Annotated in this window: 16 protein-coding genes; 4 read left to right on the top strand and 12 right to left on the bottom strand. The window is 67.6% G+C overall.

The genetic code is table 11. The features are described 5' to 3' along the window. Nucleotides 1–110 precede the first annotated feature (110 nt). The 6 genes from FIU66_RS12285 to FIU66_RS12310 are packed head-to-tail and all read right to left on the bottom strand — an operon-like array spanning nt 111 to nt 6,647. Nucleotides 111–1,037, bottom strand: a complete 927-nt coding sequence (locus FIU66_RS12285; protein ID WP_370528916.1) for a 2-hydroxyacid dehydrogenase — start codon at nt 1,035–1,037, stop codon at nt 111–113. Further along, nucleotides 1,034–2,173 carry a rod shape-determining protein RodA gene (gene rodA, locus FIU66_RS12290; RefSeq protein ID WP_167623038.1) on the bottom strand — a complete coding sequence of 380 codons (1,140 nt, stop codon included), beginning with the start codon at nt 2,171–2,173 and terminating at the stop codon, nt 1,034–1,036. Before rodA ends, FIU66_RS12285 begins: the two co-directional genes overlap by 4 nt. 3 nt (nt 2,174–2,176) lie before the next feature. Continuing rightward, nucleotides 2,177–4,117, bottom strand: coding sequence for a penicillin-binding protein 2 (mrdA, locus tag FIU66_RS12295; protein ID WP_167623039.1), 1,941 nt, complete (start codon nt 4,115–4,117; stop codon nt 2,177–2,179). Next, nucleotides 4,117–4,641 carry a rod shape-determining protein MreD gene (locus FIU66_RS12300; protein ID WP_167623040.1) on the bottom strand — a complete coding sequence of 175 codons (525 nt, stop codon included), beginning with the start codon at nt 4,639–4,641 and terminating at the stop codon, nt 4,117–4,119. The genes mrdA and FIU66_RS12300 overlap by 1 nt, the downstream gene beginning before the upstream one ends. After that, nucleotides 4,638–5,573: a rod shape-determining protein MreC gene (gene mreC, locus FIU66_RS12305; RefSeq protein ID WP_167623041.1), complete on the bottom strand. Its 936-nt coding sequence runs from the start codon at nt 5,571–5,573 to the stop codon at nt 4,638–4,640. The genes FIU66_RS12300 and mreC overlap by 4 nt, the downstream gene beginning before the upstream one ends. A 39-nt stretch (nt 5,574–5,612) precedes the next feature. Continuing rightward, the gene (locus FIU66_RS12310) at nt 5,613–6,647 is read right to left on the bottom strand and encodes a rod shape-determining protein (protein ID WP_126153706.1); all 1,035 of its coding nucleotides are present in this window, start codon (nt 6,645–6,647) and stop codon (nt 5,613–5,615) included. Nucleotides 6,648–6,848: 201 nt separating this feature from the next. Here FIU66_RS12310 and FIU66_RS12315 point away from each other — a divergent pair, with 201 nt between their 5' ends. Continuing rightward, nucleotides 6,849–7,688 carry a glycosyltransferase gene (locus tag FIU66_RS12315; protein WP_167623042.1) on the top strand — a complete coding sequence of 280 codons (840 nt, stop codon included), beginning with the start codon at nt 6,849–6,851 and terminating at the stop codon, nt 7,686–7,688. Nucleotides 7,689–7,716: 28 nt separating this feature from the next. On the opposite strand, the gene FIU66_RS12320 is transcribed toward FIU66_RS12315, so the two are convergent. The 5 genes from FIU66_RS12320 to FIU66_RS12340 form a co-directional block, all read right to left on the bottom strand. Then, a complete protein-coding gene (locus tag FIU66_RS12320) occupies nt 7,717–9,273 on the bottom strand; it encodes a 2-isopropylmalate synthase (RefSeq protein WP_167623043.1) in 1,557 nt (518 codons plus the stop codon). 218 nt (nt 9,274–9,491) lie between these two features. Next, nucleotides 9,492–10,754: a DUF2254 domain-containing protein gene (locus FIU66_RS12325; RefSeq protein WP_167623044.1), complete on the bottom strand. Its 1,263-nt coding sequence runs from the start codon at nt 10,752–10,754 to the stop codon at nt 9,492–9,494. Nucleotide 10,755: 1 nt separating this feature from the next. Beyond that, nucleotides 10,756–12,222: an ABC transporter substrate-binding protein gene (locus FIU66_RS12330; RefSeq protein WP_167623045.1), complete on the bottom strand. Its 1,467-nt coding sequence runs from the start codon at nt 12,220–12,222 to the stop codon at nt 10,756–10,758. A 16-nt stretch (nt 12,223–12,238) separates the two neighbouring features. Further along, complete coding sequence (locus FIU66_RS12335) at nt 12,239–12,931, bottom strand: phosphatidylcholine/phosphatidylserine synthase (protein WP_167623046.1); 693 nt, start codon at nt 12,929–12,931, stop codon at nt 12,239–12,241. A gap of 48 nt (nt 12,932–12,979) precedes the next feature. Beyond that, the gene (locus tag FIU66_RS12340; RefSeq protein ID WP_167623047.1) at nt 12,980–13,705 is read right to left on the bottom strand and encodes an SseB family protein; all 726 of its coding nucleotides are present in this window, start codon (nt 13,703–13,705) and stop codon (nt 12,980–12,982) included. A gap of 120 nt (nt 13,706–13,825) precedes the next feature. On the opposite strand from FIU66_RS12340, the gene FIU66_RS12345 reads away from it, so the two are divergent. Continuing rightward, on the top strand, nt 13,826–14,824 hold the full coding sequence (locus FIU66_RS12345; protein ID WP_167623048.1) for a serine hydrolase: 999 nt from the start codon (nt 13,826–13,828) through the stop codon (nt 14,822–14,824). Nucleotides 14,825–14,857: 33 nt separating this feature from the next. Here FIU66_RS12345 and FIU66_RS12350 read toward each other — a convergent pair whose 3' ends face one another. Beyond that, nucleotides 14,858–15,307, bottom strand: coding sequence for an outer membrane protein assembly factor BamE (locus tag FIU66_RS12350; protein ID WP_167623049.1), 450 nt, complete (start codon nt 15,305–15,307; stop codon nt 14,858–14,860). A 148-nt stretch (nt 15,308–15,455) separates the two neighbouring features. On the opposite strand from FIU66_RS12350, the gene FIU66_RS12355 reads away from it, so the two are divergent. Both FIU66_RS12355 and rpmF read left to right on the top strand, forming a co-directional pair. Next, nucleotides 15,456–15,986, top strand: a complete 531-nt coding sequence (locus tag FIU66_RS12355) for a DUF177 domain-containing protein (RefSeq protein WP_167623050.1) — start codon at nt 15,456–15,458, stop codon at nt 15,984–15,986. A 233-nt stretch (nt 15,987–16,219) separates the two neighbouring features. Then, nucleotides 16,220–16,426 (top strand): 50S ribosomal protein L32, encoded by a 207-nt coding sequence (gene rpmF / locus FIU66_RS12360; protein WP_167623051.1) that lies wholly within the window; start codon nt 16,220–16,222, stop codon nt 16,424–16,426. The last annotated feature ends 10 nt before the right edge of the window (nt 16,427–16,436 follow it).

Consider the following 16,436-nt stretch of genomic DNA (forward strand, 5'->3'; position numbering starts at 1 on the left):
TGAATGCGCGCCAAATTACGACTCGATTTCGCCCAGACATAGCGGCCCCGCCGGAAGGCCCGCAAGGGCTGATGACGTCGGATTGCGCCAAGGAACCTTGCGATTCCGCCCTAATAGCCCCGTTTCCGGTCCACGAGGTAGAGAACCGGCCGGTTCCCCATCGCGCGGCGCAGGTTCTCGACCGCGACGGGGGCCGCGGTTTCGGGCCGCGTCTCGGCTGCGATATGGGGCGTGACCGTAACACGGGGATGGGACCAGAAGGGGTGGGCCGGGGGCAGCGGCTCGGTTCGGAAGACGTCCAGCACCGCATGGCCCAGATGGCTGCTGTCCAGCAGCGCCAGAAGCGCCTGGTCGTCCAGCACCGTTCCGCGCCCCGGATTGATGAGCCATGCCCCCTTCGGCAGCCGCGACAGCCGCCGCGCATCCAGAAGGTTCCGGGTTCCGGGGGTGTCGGGCAGCAGCGAGATCAGGATCTCGGCCCGTGCAAGGGCCTGGTCCAGGCCGTCCGGACCAAAGACCTGCACCCCCGGAACCGGCCGCCCCGACGCGCTGAACCCGGCCAGCCGGAAGCCGATGCCGCCCAGCATGGCCGCGACGGCACGGCCCAACTCGCCCATGCCCAGGATCGTCACCTGCCGGTCCCCTGCCAGCGGCGGCGTCAGGCCATGTCGCCACACCCCGTCTTGGGCATAGCCGTCCATGCCCAGATGTGCCCGCAAGGCCCAGCCGGTGCAGTATTCCGCCATGCCCCGCGCCAGGCCGGGATCGACCATCCGCGCCAGGGGCTGGGTCAGCGTGGGGTTCGTCACGATGCGTTCGACCCCGGCCCAGAGGCTTTGCACCAGGCGCGCGTTCACGAAGGGCGACAGATCCTCGACCGGGCCGCCGGGGGCATAGAGGATCGCGTCGATCCCGGCCGGATCGGCGGCGGCGTCCTCGGCGCGGACCAGCACCATCTCGGGGGCAAGGCGGGCCAGGACAGGCGACCATTCCGGCCACAGCCCGTCGCGGGCGGCGAACAGGACGCGCATCCTCATCGCGGCCTGTGGACATGGGCGGATTGCACCAGCCCGAAACCCAGCAGCAGGATCATCAGCGAGGTGCCCCCATAGCTGACCAGCGGCAGGGGCGACCCCTTGGCGGGCAGCATCCCCATCACGGTCGCCATGTTGATCGCGAAATACAGAAAGAACGTCCCGCTGATGCCCACGGTGATCAGGGACGCGAAGCGGTCGCGGTTCGACAGCGCCGAGTAAAGGCAGAAGCCGATGATCAGCGTGTAAAGCGCCAGCAGGGACATCGCGCCGATAAAGCCGAACTCCTCGGCCAGGACGGTGAAGATGAAGTCGGTGTGCTTTTCGGGCAGGAAGTTCAGCCGCGACTGGGTGCCCTGCATGAAGCCGCGGCCCGACCAGCCGCCCGAACCCAGGGCGATCTGGCTCTGGATGATGTTGTAGCCCGCGCCCAGCGGATCGGCGGTCGGGTCCAGGAAGGTGTCGATGCGCCGGAACTGGTAATCCTTGAGCAACTGCCAGTCCGTGCCGCGGCTTTCCAGCACCGCCGCGACCAGCCCCACGGCCGCCGCGATCACCACGCCGAAATACCACAAGGACACGCCAGCCGCGAACATCACGATGCCGCCCCCGGCCACCAGCATGATCGAGGTGCCCAGGTCCGGCTGGATCAGCACCAGCCCCGTGGGCGCCAGGATCAGCACCACCGGGATCAGCACCCACAAGGGCCGCGACACACGCCGCGCGGGCAGCCAGTCGTAATAGGCCGCCAGCAGAAGCACGAGCGAAATCTTCATCAGCTCGGAGGGTTGCAGGCGGATCGGGCCGATGTCGATCCAGCGTTGCGCGCCCATCCCGATCTCGCCAACCAGTTCCACCGCGATCAGCAAAAGGAAGCAGCAGACATAGGCGGGAACGGAGATCCCCCGCCAGAACCACATCGGCACGAAGGCCAGGGCGATCATGATGACCATGCCGGCGGCAAAGCGGTACATCTGCGGCTCGGCCCAGGTATCCACCCGGCCCCCGGCGACCGAGACCAGCATCAGGAAGCCGATCGAGGCCACGGCCGCGATCAGGAAGACCAGCGGCCAGTTCAGATACAGGATCTTGCGGATGCCGGTCGGGGTCTGGGCGACCTTGTAGTCGAGGTAAGACATCGCTCAGGCTCGCGTCAGCCGGGGCGCTTCGGGCGTGAACAGGCGCATGGCGTTGTGGCGTTCCTCCATCGCCTCCTGCTGGTCGCCGGGCACGGCATCCAGGGGCGGCAGCCCGTCCGCCAGGGCGAACAGCAGGATGTCGCGGGCGATGGGCGCGGCCACCGCCGATCCGCCGCCGCCATGTTCCACCACGACCGACACCGCATAGCGCGGCGCCTGATAGGGCGCATAGCAGACGAACAGCGCATGGTCGCGCCGGTTCCAGGGCAATTGGTCGTTCGACACCACCCCCCGCGCCCGTTCGGCCGCGGTGATGTTGCGGACCTGGCTGGTGCCGGTCTTGCCCGCCATGCGCCAATCCTCGCGCACGATGCGCGACCGCCGCGCCGTGCCGGTGGCCGAGTTCATCACCTCGTCCATGCCCAGCCGGGCCACGCGCAGGAAGGCCGGGTTCAGGCCCAGATCAGGGAAATCCTCCGCCGGCTGGGGCACGCCGTCGATCGCGCGGACCAGCCGGGGCTTCACCTCCAGCCCCGTGGCCAGCCGCGCGGTCATCACCGCCAGGTGCAAGGGCGAGGCGAGCACGTAGCCCTGCCCGATCGAGGCGTTCAGGCTGTCGCCCACCTGCCAGGACTGGCCATAGCGGGCCTGCTTCCAGGCGCGATCCGGGGCGATGCCTTCGGCCACGGCGGACATGGGCAGGTCGTGGCGCTGCCCCAGGCCCAGTCTGCGGGCCATCGCGGCGATCCGGTCGATGCCGACCTTCTGGGCCAGTTCGTAATAATACACGTCGCAACTGTGCGACAGGCTGGTGACGGCATCGACGCTGCCATGCCCGCCCCTGCTCCAGCAATGGAAGCGGCGGCCGCCCACCTCGGTATGGCCGGGGCAGTAGAAGCGAGAGCCCGCGTTGATGACCCCGGCCTCCAGGCCGGCCAGCAGGGTGACCATCTTGAAGGTCGATCCCGGTGGATAGACGCCCTGCACGGTCTTGTCGGCCAGCGGGCGGTGGTCGTGGTTCATCAGCGCCTTGTAGTCGGGCGAGGAAATCCCCCGCACGAACTTGTTCGGATCGAAGGAGGGCGACGAGCAGATGGTCAGGATGTCGCCCGTCTGCACGTCGATCACCACGGCGGCGGCGCTTTCGGTGCCCATGCGCTGCGCGGCATAGTTCTGAAGCCTGGCATCCAGCGACATCTGCACGGTCGCGCCCTGCTCGCCCTCCTGGCGGGACAGTTGCCGCATCTCGCGCCCGGCGCTGTTCACCTCGACCCGGCGCTGACCGGCCTTGCCGCGCAGATGCTCCTCCATCCGCGCCTCGAAGCCGACCTTGCCCAACTGGAACTCGGGCAGCATCAGCACGGGATCGGGATCCTCGATCTTGGACAGGTCGTAATCGGAAACCGGACCCACATAGCCCAGCACATGCGCCATGTCCCCCGCCCGAGGATAGACGCGCGACAGGCCCGATTCCGGCGTCACGCCCGCAAGCGAGGGCGCGTTCACGGCGATGGAACTGAACTGTTCCCATGTCAGCCGGTCGGCCAGCACGATGGGGGTGATCGCGCTGCGCTTGGCGAATTCGTCCAGAAGCTCGGCCATGCGGGCGTCGCTGATGGGGATCAGCCGGGCCAGGCGCCGCAGGACGGGTTCCACGTCGCCGCCCGCCTCCTCTCGCGTCAGGGTGACGCGGTAATTCTGTTCGTTGCCGGCGATGACGATGCCGTTGCGGTCGTGGATCAGGCCCCGCGCTGGCACCAACAGGCGAATCTTGATGGAATTGCCGTCGGCCAGCATCCGATACTGCTCGGCATGTTCGACCTGCATCGACCTCAGCTTCAGCGCCAGGGTCGTGACCACGCCCAACTGGATGCCCGCCAGCATCAGTCCGCGACGGGTGATGCTGCGGCCGGCGGCATCGGCGGGATTGACGGGCTTGGTCATCAGGCGAACCTCATCTGCTCGGCCTCGACGGGGGTGATGCGGCGCAATCCGAACAACAGCCGCGCCGCCAGCACGACAAGCGGATAGGCCGCGACCGTGGCGATGAAATGCAGGATCGCCTGACCCAAAGCCGGAATCGGCAACATGAACAGCACCTGTATGATCCGATAGCCCAGCATCATCATCCCGATCAGGGCGGCTGTGCGCAGCCATTCAACCATGAATGGCTGATCGCGCCAACGGTTCTCACGCAAGCGTGCGGCCTCGGTCCCGACCAGGACGATGGCGGGCCAAAGCCCCAGGGGATGGAACAGGATGATGTCCTGGAAGGCGAAGGCCAGGGCGATCACCGGCGCGGCCAGTTGGTCGGGACGACGCAGCACCCAGGCCAGGGCCAGGCACAGCGCGACATCCGGGCCGGGCAGCCGCGCGGCCCCTGCCGACAGGGGCAGAAGGCGCAGGAACAGCAGCACCGCCATGGCCAGGCAGAACAGCACCGTGCCGATCAGCACCGGCCGTTTCATTCGGTGCCCGTCGCCAGCGGGTCCGAGCCCGCCGCCGCCTCGACCGGGGAACTGGGCACCTGCGGGCCGATGAAGCCGCGGTCGCCCGGCGTGATGACCGCGCCGCTGTCCACCACGGTTTCCGCCGGGTGGGACCGAAGGACGCGCAGGAACTCCAGCCGGCCGTAATCGGCGGCCGGGCGCAGCCGCATCCGCCCGTCGCTGCCCTGCACGACCTGCCCCGCCAGAAGGCCGGGTGGGAAAACCCCGCCATCGCCCGAGGTGACGACCCGGTCGCCCGGCCGCACATTGTCCGGCGTCTCGATGAAGTCGAGGATCGGCAGCGGGGTGTTGTCGCCGGTCAGCAGCGCCCGTTCGCCCGAAGGCTGGACCGCGACCGGGATGCGCGACGACGGATCGGTCAGCAGCACCACGCGGCTGGTCCGCTTGCCCACGCCGGAAATGCGGCCCACAAGGCCCAGCCCATCCATCGTGGCCCAGCCCTCGACAATGCCGTCGTCGGCGCCGACATTCAGCAGCACCGACTGGCGGAAGGCCGATCCGCTGTCCACCATCACCATGCCCGTGACGCTGGTCAGCGCGGGGTCGATGCGGACATTGTTCAGCGCCATCAGCTTGGAGTTTTCCTGTTCAAGCTGGACCGCCGCTTCCTTCCAGGCCTGCATTGCCTGCAATTCGCGGCGCAGTTCCTGGTTCTGCTGATAGATCCGGGCATAGGACTGGAACCCGCCGATCATCTGGCTGACCTGCGTGACCGGGGCCAGCGCCCATTCGAAGCCGGGCACCACCCGGTCGATGATCGCGATGCGCATCGCCTCGGCGCGCGGGCTGTCGATGCGCCAGAACAGGAACAGCGCGATCAGGACAAGCGCCATCAGCGCGATCAGGACGCGCCGGACGGGTGTGGTGAAATCTGGTCCCTTGCGTGCCATTCAGGCAGCCCCTGACTGGACGGATGCCGGGCCGCGCCCTCAGCTGTCGTAGTCGATGACGTGGCGCAGCTGCTTTTCGTATTCAAGCGCCTTGCCGGTGCCCAATGCGACGCAGTTCATCGGCTGGTCGGCCAGGGTGATCGACAGGCCGGTCTGCTCGCGCAGCGCCAGATCCAGGTCGCCCAGCATCGCGCCGCCGCCGGTCAGGATCACGCCGCGGTCCACGATGTCGGCGGCCAGATCCGGGGGCGTGGCCTCAAGGGCGACCATCACGGCCTCGCAGATGGCCTGCATGGGTTCGGCCAGGGCCTCGGCCACCATGGCCTGGCTGATCTCGATTTCCTTGGGGATGCCGTTCAGAAGGTCGCGTCCGCGCACCATGATCGTGGCGCCGCGCCCGTCGTCGGGCATCCGGGCCGTGCCGATGCTGGTCTTGACGCGTTCGGCCGTGCTTTCGCCGATCAGCATGTTCTGGTTGCGGCGCAGATAGTTGATGATCGCCTCGTCCATGCGATCCCCGCCGATGCGGACGGACCGCGCATAGACCACGTCGCCCAGGGACAGCACCGCGACCTCGGTCGTGCCGCCGCCGATGTCGACGACCATGCTGCCAGTGGGTTCGGTGATGGGCATCCCCGCGCCGATGGCCGCCGCGATGGGTTCGGCGATCAGCCCGGCCTTGCGGGCACCTGCGGACAGGACCGACTGGCGGATCGCGCGCTTTTCAACCGGCGTCGCGCCATGAGGCACGCAGACGATGACCTTGGGCTTGGAAAAGCCGCTGCGCTTGAAGACCTTCTTGATGAAGTGCTTGATCATCTGCTCGGCGCTGTCGAAATCGGCGATGACGCCTTCGCGCATGGGCCGGATCGCCTCGATGCTGCCGGGCGTGCGGCCCAGCATCAGTTTCGCGTCCTCGCCCACGGCCAGGACCTGCCGCTTGCCGTCCTTGACGTGATAAGCCACGACCGAGGGCTCGTTCAGGATGATGCCCTTGCCCTTGACATAGATCAGCGTGTTCGCCGTCCCCAGGTCGATTGCGATGTCGGTCGAAAACAACCCGCCGAATGCCATGCCCGTTTTCCTTTCGCGCCGGTTTGTCCCGGCCTTAGCCCGTTTCTGTCGCCCCATGAGCATCGCCGCCCGCCGGAATCGTCCGCCTGACCGCGGCCCCTCATATAAAAGGGTTGACCCCATCACGAAAGCCCCGATCCTTCGCAAAGGCTTGGGGAAAGCAGTTCCCCGCCGCGACAAAGCAGGACCGGGACGAAGCCCTTGGAAGCAAGCCAGATTATCGGCATCTGCCGGTTCGCCTTCCTGGGCCGGGGGGATTGGATCGGGATGCGCGGGGCGGATGCCCATGACGCGCCGCGGCTGAAGGAGCAGGCGGAATGGCTGTTCGATCCCGACCGGATGGCCCGGCGCCTGTTCACCCTGGAACGGATCTGCCTGGCCTCGCTCGCGGCGCAGACGGATCCAGACTTCCGCTTCCTGGTGGTGACATCGGCCCGCCTGCCGCAGGTCTGGCGCGATCGCCTGTCGCAGCTTTGCGCGGGCCTTCCGCAGGCCGAGTTGATCCTGTCAGACAGTCCCGACCTTGCCGGGGTGCTGCGCCCGATCCTGATGCGGTCCGCCCGGCAGACGGGGCGGGCCGCGCTGCAGTTCCGCCTGGACGACGACGACGCGGTCGGGCCCGGCTTTGTCGCGGATCTGCGCCGGATCGGGACGGCAACCGCGGCCCTGCCCGAACACGCGATCAGCTTTCCGCGCGGTCTCAGCGTGATGTGCTATGGGGACAACCCGCCCAGCTTCTGGAAGACCTGGCGCCCCTTTACCGGCGCGGCCCTGGCGGTGCGGCTGGCCGATCCCGGCCAGTCGATCTTCGCGCACAACCATTTCGACCTGCCGCGCAAGATGCTGGCCATCACCGAGCCTGGGACCGCGGGCCATTTCGTGACCCGCTGGGACGTGGCCGATTCCGCGCGGCGCGGCTTTCCCGGCATCCCCTGGGGTTATGACCCCCTTCTGCCCGAGGAGTTCCGCGAGGCCCTGGCCGCCGATTTTCCATTCCTGGCCGGGATGGACTGGTCGCAACTGGCGGGGGTGACGGCATAGGGCCGCGACAGGCGCGGCCCCCTGACTGTCAGTGCGAATACATGCTGATCTCGGGCGCGTCCTTGCCGGCGCGGGTGCGGCGCACGATCAGGTGGTTCAGCGCGCCGACATAGGCCTTGACCGATGCAAGGATCGTGTCGGTATCGGCGGCCTGGCCGTTTACGATGCGGCCCTCTTCCTCCATCCGGACGCTGACGGTGGCCTGGGCGTCGGTGCCCTCGGTCACGGCATGGACCTGATACAGCTTCAGCGTCGCACTGTGCGGGAAGATCTGCTTGACCGCATTGAAGCAGGCGTCGACCGGGCCGTCGCCGGTGGCGTGGACGGTCTTTTCCTGCCCGTCCACGATCATGGTCAGGTCGGCCGACTGCCCGTCGCTGCCGCAGACCACGCGCAGGTGCTTGACCTGCAGGAAATCGTCGCCGGTATTGGCCGAGGCGTCCTGGACCAGGGCCACGATATCCTCGTCATAGACCTCTTTATTGCGGTCGGCCAAGGCCTTGAACCGCACGAAGATGTCCTTCAACTGGTTATCGCCCACGTCATAGCCCAGGTCGGCAAGCTTGGCGCGCAGGGCCGCGCGGCCCGAATGCTTGCCCATGGCGATGTTGGTTTCGTTCAACCCGATGTCGGCGGGGCGCATGATCTCGAAGGTTTCGACATTCTTCAGCACGCCGTCCTGGTGAATGCCGGATTCGTGCAGGAAGGCGTTCTTGCCGACGATCGCCTTGTTGAACTGCACCGGAAAGCCCGAGACCTGGGCCACGCGGCGCGAGATGCCGATGATCTTGGTGGTGTCGATGCCGGTATCGTAAGGCATGATGTCGTGGCGCACCTTCAGCGCCATCACGACCTCTTCCAGCGCGGTGTTGCCGGCGCGTTCGCCAAGGCCGTTGATGGTGCATTCGATCTGGCGCGCCCCGGCTTCCACCGCGGCCAGGGCATTGGCGGTCGCCATGCCCAGGTCGTTGTGGCAATGGGTGGCGAAGACCACGTTTTCCGACCCCGGCACGCGTTCCAGCAGCATCCGGATCAGGTCGGCCGATTCGCGGGGCGCGGTGTAGCCCACGGTGTCGGGGATGTTGATGGTCGTTGCCCCCGCCTTGATGGCGATTTCCACCACGCGGCACAGGTAGTCGTGTTCGGTCCGCGTCGCGTCCATAGGCGACCATTGCACGTTGTCGCACAGGTTGCGGGCGTGCGTCACGGTCTGCTCGATCCGTTCCGCCATCTGGTCCATGTCCAGGTTCGGGATCGCCCGGTGCAGCGGCGAGGTGCCGATGAAGGTGTGAATGCGCGGGCGGCGGGCGTGACGCACGGCATCCCAGCAGCGGTCGATATCGGGGATCTGCGCGCGGGCCAGGCCGCAGATGACGGCGTTCCTGGACTGCCGGGCAATCTCGCTGACGGCGGCGAAGTCGCCTTCGGACGCGATGGGGAAGCCCGCCTCGATGATGTCCACGCCCATCTCGTCCAGCATGGACGCGATTTCCAGCTTTTCTTCGTGGGACATGGTGGCGCCGGGCGATTGTTCGCCATCGCGGAGGGTGGTGTCGAAGATGACGACGCGGTTCTTGTTGGTCATTGGAGATGCTTTCTTACAGGTCTGTCGCGGAAGGTGACCGGGCACTTCCTGGCTGAGCGGCGGCCCGGAGACCCGCTCAGCGCAGCGTAAGAAGCAGCAGACCGCGGAGGTTCACGACCACGCGCGCACCAGATGGCGCGGTCGGGGCGGCAGGAATGTCCAGCATCCGGGTCATGGCGCGGACTATGCCGCGCGACTTGGCAAATGAAAAGCGGAAATCACGCCGCCCGCCAGAGGCGGTCCAGTTCGTCCAGCACCTGATGCAGCCGGTCCCGATCATGATCTGCGGGCAAGCCGGCCAGGCCCCGGTCGCAGGCCAGGCGCAACTGCCGGTCGGCCGCCTGGCGGGCAGCCTCGGGGCCAATCCGGCGCAGGGCGTCCAAGGCCTTGACCAGCCGGATCAGCACGTCGATCTGACCCGCCGCATCCCGCGCGATCAGGTGGAAGGCGTCGTCGCAGATGTCGTCATAGCGCAGCGGCGGGACGCGCAGGCGGGGATATTCCGCCTTGTGCAGTTCGGCCTTGTGCCAGCCTTCGGACCAAAGGGTCAGCAGGCGAACCTGCCGCCCGATCACGTCGATGGCGGTGCCCGGGTCGTTGACGGCGGGGGACAGGGCGCGCAACGCCACCTCGGACAAGGCGATGACGCCGAAGCGGGGATCCTGGTCGAAGGATCGCACATTGGCGACGGTGAATGCGCCGCGGACCTTGCGCGCCAGATCCTCGCCCAGCGGCTCGCCCTGCACGACGGCCAGGGGGCTGCCGTGATACAGGAAGGTGCCGGGCAGGACGCGGATGTCCAGGTGGATGCCGCGATCCTCGCACAGGCTGGACAGGGTGGCGGTGTCGATGAACTGGACATAGCCCACCTGGTCCGACAGGATGGCAGGCCCCCCCGGCGCGTCGTCCGGCAAGGGGCGGCCGCCCAGAAAGGGCAGGTCCAGCCGCGCCTTCATCGACCGGAGGGTCGCGTCCTCAAGCCGGTCGATGGTGTCGCCCACGCGGCCCAGCTTGGTCAGTTGGTGGATCCACCGCAGCAGGGCCAGCACGATCAGGATGATGACCAGGACCGTGGTCACGAACAACAGCGCCCGGCCCTGCGGGCCATAGACGCTGACCCGCAGCGTCACCAGGCCCACGATGCTGAACAGGAAGGATCCGATGAAGGTCGCCAGGACCGACTGGATGAAGTCATCCTCGGTCAGCAGGCGGGTGGCCCGCGGCGTGGCGTTCGACGTGGCCGAGCCATAGGCCGAGGTCAGCGCCGTCACCGAAAAGGTCGTGACCGCCAGCATGGACGAGGCAATGACGTTCAGCAGGCTGTCGATGGCCTCGGCGCTGATGTCGATGGGCAGCGGCCAGGGCAGCCAGTTGGCCAGCGTCGCGGCGACCGCCGCCGCAACGCCAAGCAACGCATAAAGAGACACGCGGATCCACAATGTCCGTCGCAGCCGCGACAGGATCCACCGCAGCCGCGACATGCTATGGTGTCCACCGCACCCGCGTCAGGTCATTGGCCTGGGTGGGCGCGTTTTCCCAAAGGCCCTCGATCCGGGCATTGGCCACGCCGGTCTTGGCAAGCTGGAACAGGAAGGCGTTGACGTAATCGCCCGCGATCATCTCCTGCGCCTGCCGATAGAGTTCGCTGCGCTGCTGCGGCGTGACCGCCGTCTGCAACTGGTCCATCAGGGCCACGAAATCAAGCTTGGCGTAGCGGAAGTAGTAATCGGGCCGGGCATAGATATCGATGTCCAGCGGCTCGGTATGGCTGATGATGGTCAGGTCGAAATCGCCGCCCTTGAAGACGGTTTCCAGCCACTGCGCCCATTCCATGTTGGCGATCTGCGTCTGTATTCCGACCTCGGCCAGTTGCGCCTGCACGATCTCGCCGCCGCGGCGGGCATAGGGCGTGGGCGGCAGGGCAAGCCGCAGGGTCATCGGCCCGGTGCTTGCCTCGGCCAGCAGGGCCCTGGCCTTTTCGGGGTCATGGGCCGAAAGCCCGGTCAGATCGACGTAATCCGGATGATGGGGCGCAAAATGGCTGCCGATGGGGGTGCCATATCCGAACATCGCGCCGTCGATGATGTCCTGGCGGTTGATCGCATGGGCAATGGCCTGGCGGACCCGAATGTCGTCCAGGGGGGCACGGGCGTTGTTCATGGCCAGGATCGTCTCGCCCTCGGTCGTGCCGACCATCACCTTGAAGCGGGGATCGGCCTGCAACTGGGGCAGCGTCTCGGGCGCGGGGAAGTTCGGGAAGGCGTCCACGTCGCCCGCCATCATCGCGGCGAAGGCGGCCGAAGGATCGGGGATGAAGCGGAAGGTCGCGGTTTGCAGCGCGGGCTTGTCGCCCCAATATCCGTCAAAGGCAGACAGCACGATCCGGTCGCCCTGCACCCACTGTTCCAGCCGGAAGGGGCCCGTGCCGACCGGGTTCGTGGCAAGGCTGTCGGCACTTGCCGGATCCAGCATCACCGCATCGCCCCAGGCCATCTTGAAGGGAAAGTTGCCGTCGGGCGCCGTCAGGCTCACACGGACGGTGGCCGTGTCCACCGCCTCGACCGAGGCAATGCCCTGGAACAGCACCTTCTGGGCATTGGTCGAATCGGGCGCCCGCGCCCGGTCCAGGGTGAAGACCACGTCGCCGGCGTCGAAAGCCGCACCGTCGTGGAAGGTCACGCCCTGCCGCAGGTGGAAGACATAGGTGCGGCCCTCGTCCTGGACATCCCAGCGTTCGGCCAGACCCGGCTCGATGCTGCCGTTGGGGCCAAAGCGGGTCAGGCCCTCGAAGACATTGGCGTAGACGACCTCGTCGGTTGCCGCCGCAGCGCCGCCGGTCGGGTCAAGGTTCGGGGGCTCCAGCACCATGCCCAGGGTGATGGCGTCCTGCGCGGCGGCGGGCAGCGCCAGCAGGATCAGCGCGGCCAGGGGTTTCAGGGCATGGATCATGGGCATCCCCGGGGGTTCAGGCGCGTTTGGGCATCAGTTGCTGGGCCGGCCCTGCCAGCAGCAGCCACAGCGAAGTGACGACAAGTCCCCAGTTGGCCCAACTGTCGGGGTGGAAGTCGACCCAGGCGGCGCGCGCGGCAAAGACGCACCACAGCACCGATACCGGCAGCGAGATCCCGCGCCAGCGTTCGGTGCGGACCGGGTGGATGAACTTGATGGGCAGGAACATCGCGACCGTCAGGGCGACCACGATCAGCAGGATCACCGACCAATGCGGATCGGTCGCGAAGACCACCAGCACCACCATGTTCCAGCAGCCCGGAAAGCCCGAGAACGAGTTGTCCTTGGTCTTCATCCGCGTGTCCGCGAAATAGATCACGCTGCCATAGACGATCACGATGATCGCGAACCAGCCGGTCCAGCCCGACAAGAGCCCCGACTTGAACAGCGCATAGGCCGGGATGAAGACATAGGTCAGATAGTCGATGATCAGATCCATCAGCACGCCGTCGTAGTTCGGCGAATGGATCTTCACGTCGTATCGCCGCGCCAGGGGGCCGTCGATGCCATCGACGACCAGGGCCACGACCAGCCACAGGAACATCAGGGACCATTTCCCCTCGACCGCGGCCAGCATGGCCAGCATCGAAAGAACGGCGCCCGTGGCGGTCAGCAGGTGGACGGACAGGGCTTTGTGTTGCGTCTTCATGGTCCGGTTCTGGCAGCTTGAGGGCGATCACGCAACCGTGCTTGGACGTCAGCGCAGGATCGGCGGGCCCTTGGGACGCGGCGGCGCGGCGGGTGCCTCGGGCGGGGAAAGGTCGAAGCGCAGGACCTGCGGGGGCAGCGTGGCGTCGGTAAAGCTGACATCCACCCCGCCCGGCTGTTCTGGCAGAAAGGCCAGTGCCTCGGCCAGGGCCTTGGCGATGGCGGGCTGGTGGGCGGGATCGGCACCCGCGACCAGGACGACGTGGCCCTTGCCCGCGCCGGCAAGCGCGGCCCCCGCGATCAGCCCGCGCATGTCGCCCAGCCGTTCGGCCAGGGGCTGCGCCAGGGCCTCGACCGTGTCCGAGGCCGGCGCTGTCAGGCGCAGGCGGGCATCCGTCGCCTCGGGCGTGGCGGACAGGGCGCCGGTCAGCCAGTCCAGCATGGCCGCGTCCAGCAGCATTTCCGACGGCAGGCCCGGATTGACCAAGAGGCCCGCCCCCTCGGCCTTCAGCAGCCCCGCCAGCACCCGGCCGGGCATCGCCGCATAGGCCACCGGCCCCCCGAAAAAGCCTGCCAGCCGGTCCTCGGTATCGCAGGCAAGGGCGACGGGGCCCCCTTCCAGCGGAAAGATGCGCAGTTCCACCTGATCGCCGGACGGTTCGGCCACAAGGGCCACGGCCAGTTCCGTGTCGGCCAGCCGCGACAGCATCCGCGCGCGCTGCGGGGCGGCGGCATCGTGAAAGGGCACCGGGGCCAGGTCATCAAGCGCGGTCATGGCTGGGCTTCCTGCATGGGGGCATCAACCCTGCCGTAATGGCCCGGTGCCCCCCGGACAAGCCCAAGCTGACGCAAGCGTGATTCCGCCAAAGCCGTCAACCGGCACATATAGGATGCCATGAACCGACGCACCCTTCTGCTGACCGCCAGCCTGTCCCCGCTGCTTGCCGCGCCTGCATTGGCGCAAGCCAGCCTGACGCCGATCCTTGACGATGCGGCGCGGCTGGAAAACCTGCGCGCCATCGCCGTCTGGTCGAACGGGTCCGAGATCGCGGCCCGCGGCTATGGCCGCTTCACGCCCGACAGCCCGACCAACATCAAGTCGGCCTCGAAGTCGATCGTCTCGGCCCTTGCCGGCATCGCGATCCAGCGGGGCGAGTTGGAGGGTCCTGGCCAGCCCATCGCGCCGATCCTGCGGGACGACCTGCCCGCCGATCCCGATCCGCGACTGGCAACCGTGACGCTGGGCAATCTTCTGTCCATGCAGGCGGGGCTGGAGCGGCAGTCGGGCGCAAATTACGGCGCCTGGGTCAGCAGCCGCAACTGGGTCCGCGCCGCCCTTGCCGCGCCCTTCACGCAGAACCCCGGCGGGCGGATGCAGTATTCGACCGCCTCGACGCATCTGGTGTCCGCCATCCTGACGCGGGTGACGGGGCGATCCACGCTGGATCTGGCACGGGACTGGCTGGACCCGGTGCCGGGCTTTCGGATCACCGACTGGGAACGCGATCCGCAGGGCATCTATCTGGGAGGCAACCAGATGGCGATGAGCACGCGGTCCCTGCTGGCCTTTGGTGCGATGTATGCCCAAGGCGGGCGCGCGGGCGGACAGCAGGTCGTGCCGGAAGCCTGGGTCGAGGAAAGCTGGCAGTCGCGCACCTCGTCGATCTTCAGCGGCCAGGGCTATGGCTATGGCTGGTTCATCGGCCAGGCAAGCGGGCGCCCGGTGCGCTATGGCTGGGGCTATGGCGGGCAGATGATCTATGTCTTCCCGGCCTCGCGCGGGCGGCCCGCGGCGGCCATTGCCATGACCTCGGATCCCGACCAGCCGTCGGCGCGCACGGGATACCGGAACGACCTGCACGTGCTGGCCGACCGGATCGTCCAGACGCTGTAGTGTGCGTGCTGGCACGCACCGCACCCGCAGCCGTCAGTCGATGAAATCGCCCGCCTGGAAATTGCCCAGGTTGCCCAGAAGCTGCCCGATCAAGGAAATCTCGGTCACGCTGCCCTCGGTCACGCGGCGCGACAGGGTGACGACGCGGCCCCGTTCCAGCCCGAAGCGTTCGACATTGGTGACGACGCCATTGGGGGAAAAGGACACGGCCACGACCTCGCGGTTGATCTCGCGCGGCTCGAGCGCGCCGAAATGGCGCCAGCGGGATCCCACGTAATACCAGCCCGACCCCGTCAGCAGCCCCTGCGCCGACGGACGGCCGATCAGGCCCTGCAATTCGTCCACGGTAGTCTGGCCCACGACGACCTGGGACAGATCCTCGGGCGCGGGGATGAAGCCGTGGTTGCGATACACCGGCGCGCAGGCGGCAAGGCCAAGAACGGCCACGAAAGCCAGGACCACTAGATGCCGGATGGCTGTCATTCCGTCTTTCCTTTGCAAAGGCGCTGTTGACGCGGCCCGCCCGGCTTAGCAAACTCGGGGACCGCGCTCAAGAATGACAATCCTGTCGGGGATTTGGCGCCGCCCCCTTGGCACGCCGCCCCGATCGCCAAAAAGACAAAGGCCCGCCATGACCGCCCCTGCGAACCAGCCCGAACGCCTGCGCGTGGCGCATCTGAACCCGCGCGCGCCGACAAGCTTTTCCCTGACGCCCGACGCCGACCGCTGCGCTGCCATCGCCGCCGACCTGGGCATCCCCGCCCTGTCGCGCCTGACCTTTGCCGGAGAGATTCGGGCCGAGGGCGGCGAAGCCTGGGCCCTGACCGGCCGACTGCGCGCCCGCGTGACCCAGCCCTGCGTCGTGACGCTGAAGCCCGTGAAGACCGACCTGGACGAGCAGGTCGAGCGTCACTATTCCCCCCATGTCACCGCGCCCGAGGGCGACGAGATCGAGATGCCCGACGACACGCTGGAACCCCTGGGCCAGTTCATCGACCTGGGCGCCGTGATGATCGAGGAACTGGCCCTGGCCCTGCCCGACTATCCCCGCGCCGACGGGGCCGAGCTTGCCGCCCCTCCGGCCGACGACGCCCCCGACACCCGCCGCCCCTTCGCGGGCCTGGACAAGCTGCTGGGCAGCCGCGACCCGGACAAGGGGTGATTCCCGGCAGGCCGTTGCCCGGGGGCCACATCGCGGCGGAAACAGGGCGCGATTGCCGCATGGCCCTGGCGCAAGCGGGCGGTTCCGGCGCAATAACCCCTGCCTGCCCTGTTGCAAGGGGTTGCGGGCGGGGCCGTCATGGCGTATCTGCGCGGTTCATTTACGAATTCAATCCCCAAAGGGTGCGCAAGGACGCCTGCGCGTTGCACCCCCTACAAACCCGAGGTTGTGACATGGCTGTCCCTCAGAATCGCGTTACCCGGTCCCGCCGGAACATGCGCCGCGCCCACGATGCCCTGGTCGCCGGCAACCCCAACGAATGCTCGAACTGCGGCGAGCTGAAGCGCCCGCACCACGTCTGCCCGTCCTGCGGCCATTACGCTGACCGCGAAGTCGTGGCCCAGGCCAACGAGATCGACCTGGACGACGACGCGGCCTGATCGGGCTTGG

Source organism: Paracoccus sp. AK26, assembly GCF_011801365.1.
Lineage (GTDB): Bacteria > Pseudomonadota > Alphaproteobacteria > Rhodobacterales > Rhodobacteraceae > Paracoccus > Paracoccus aerius.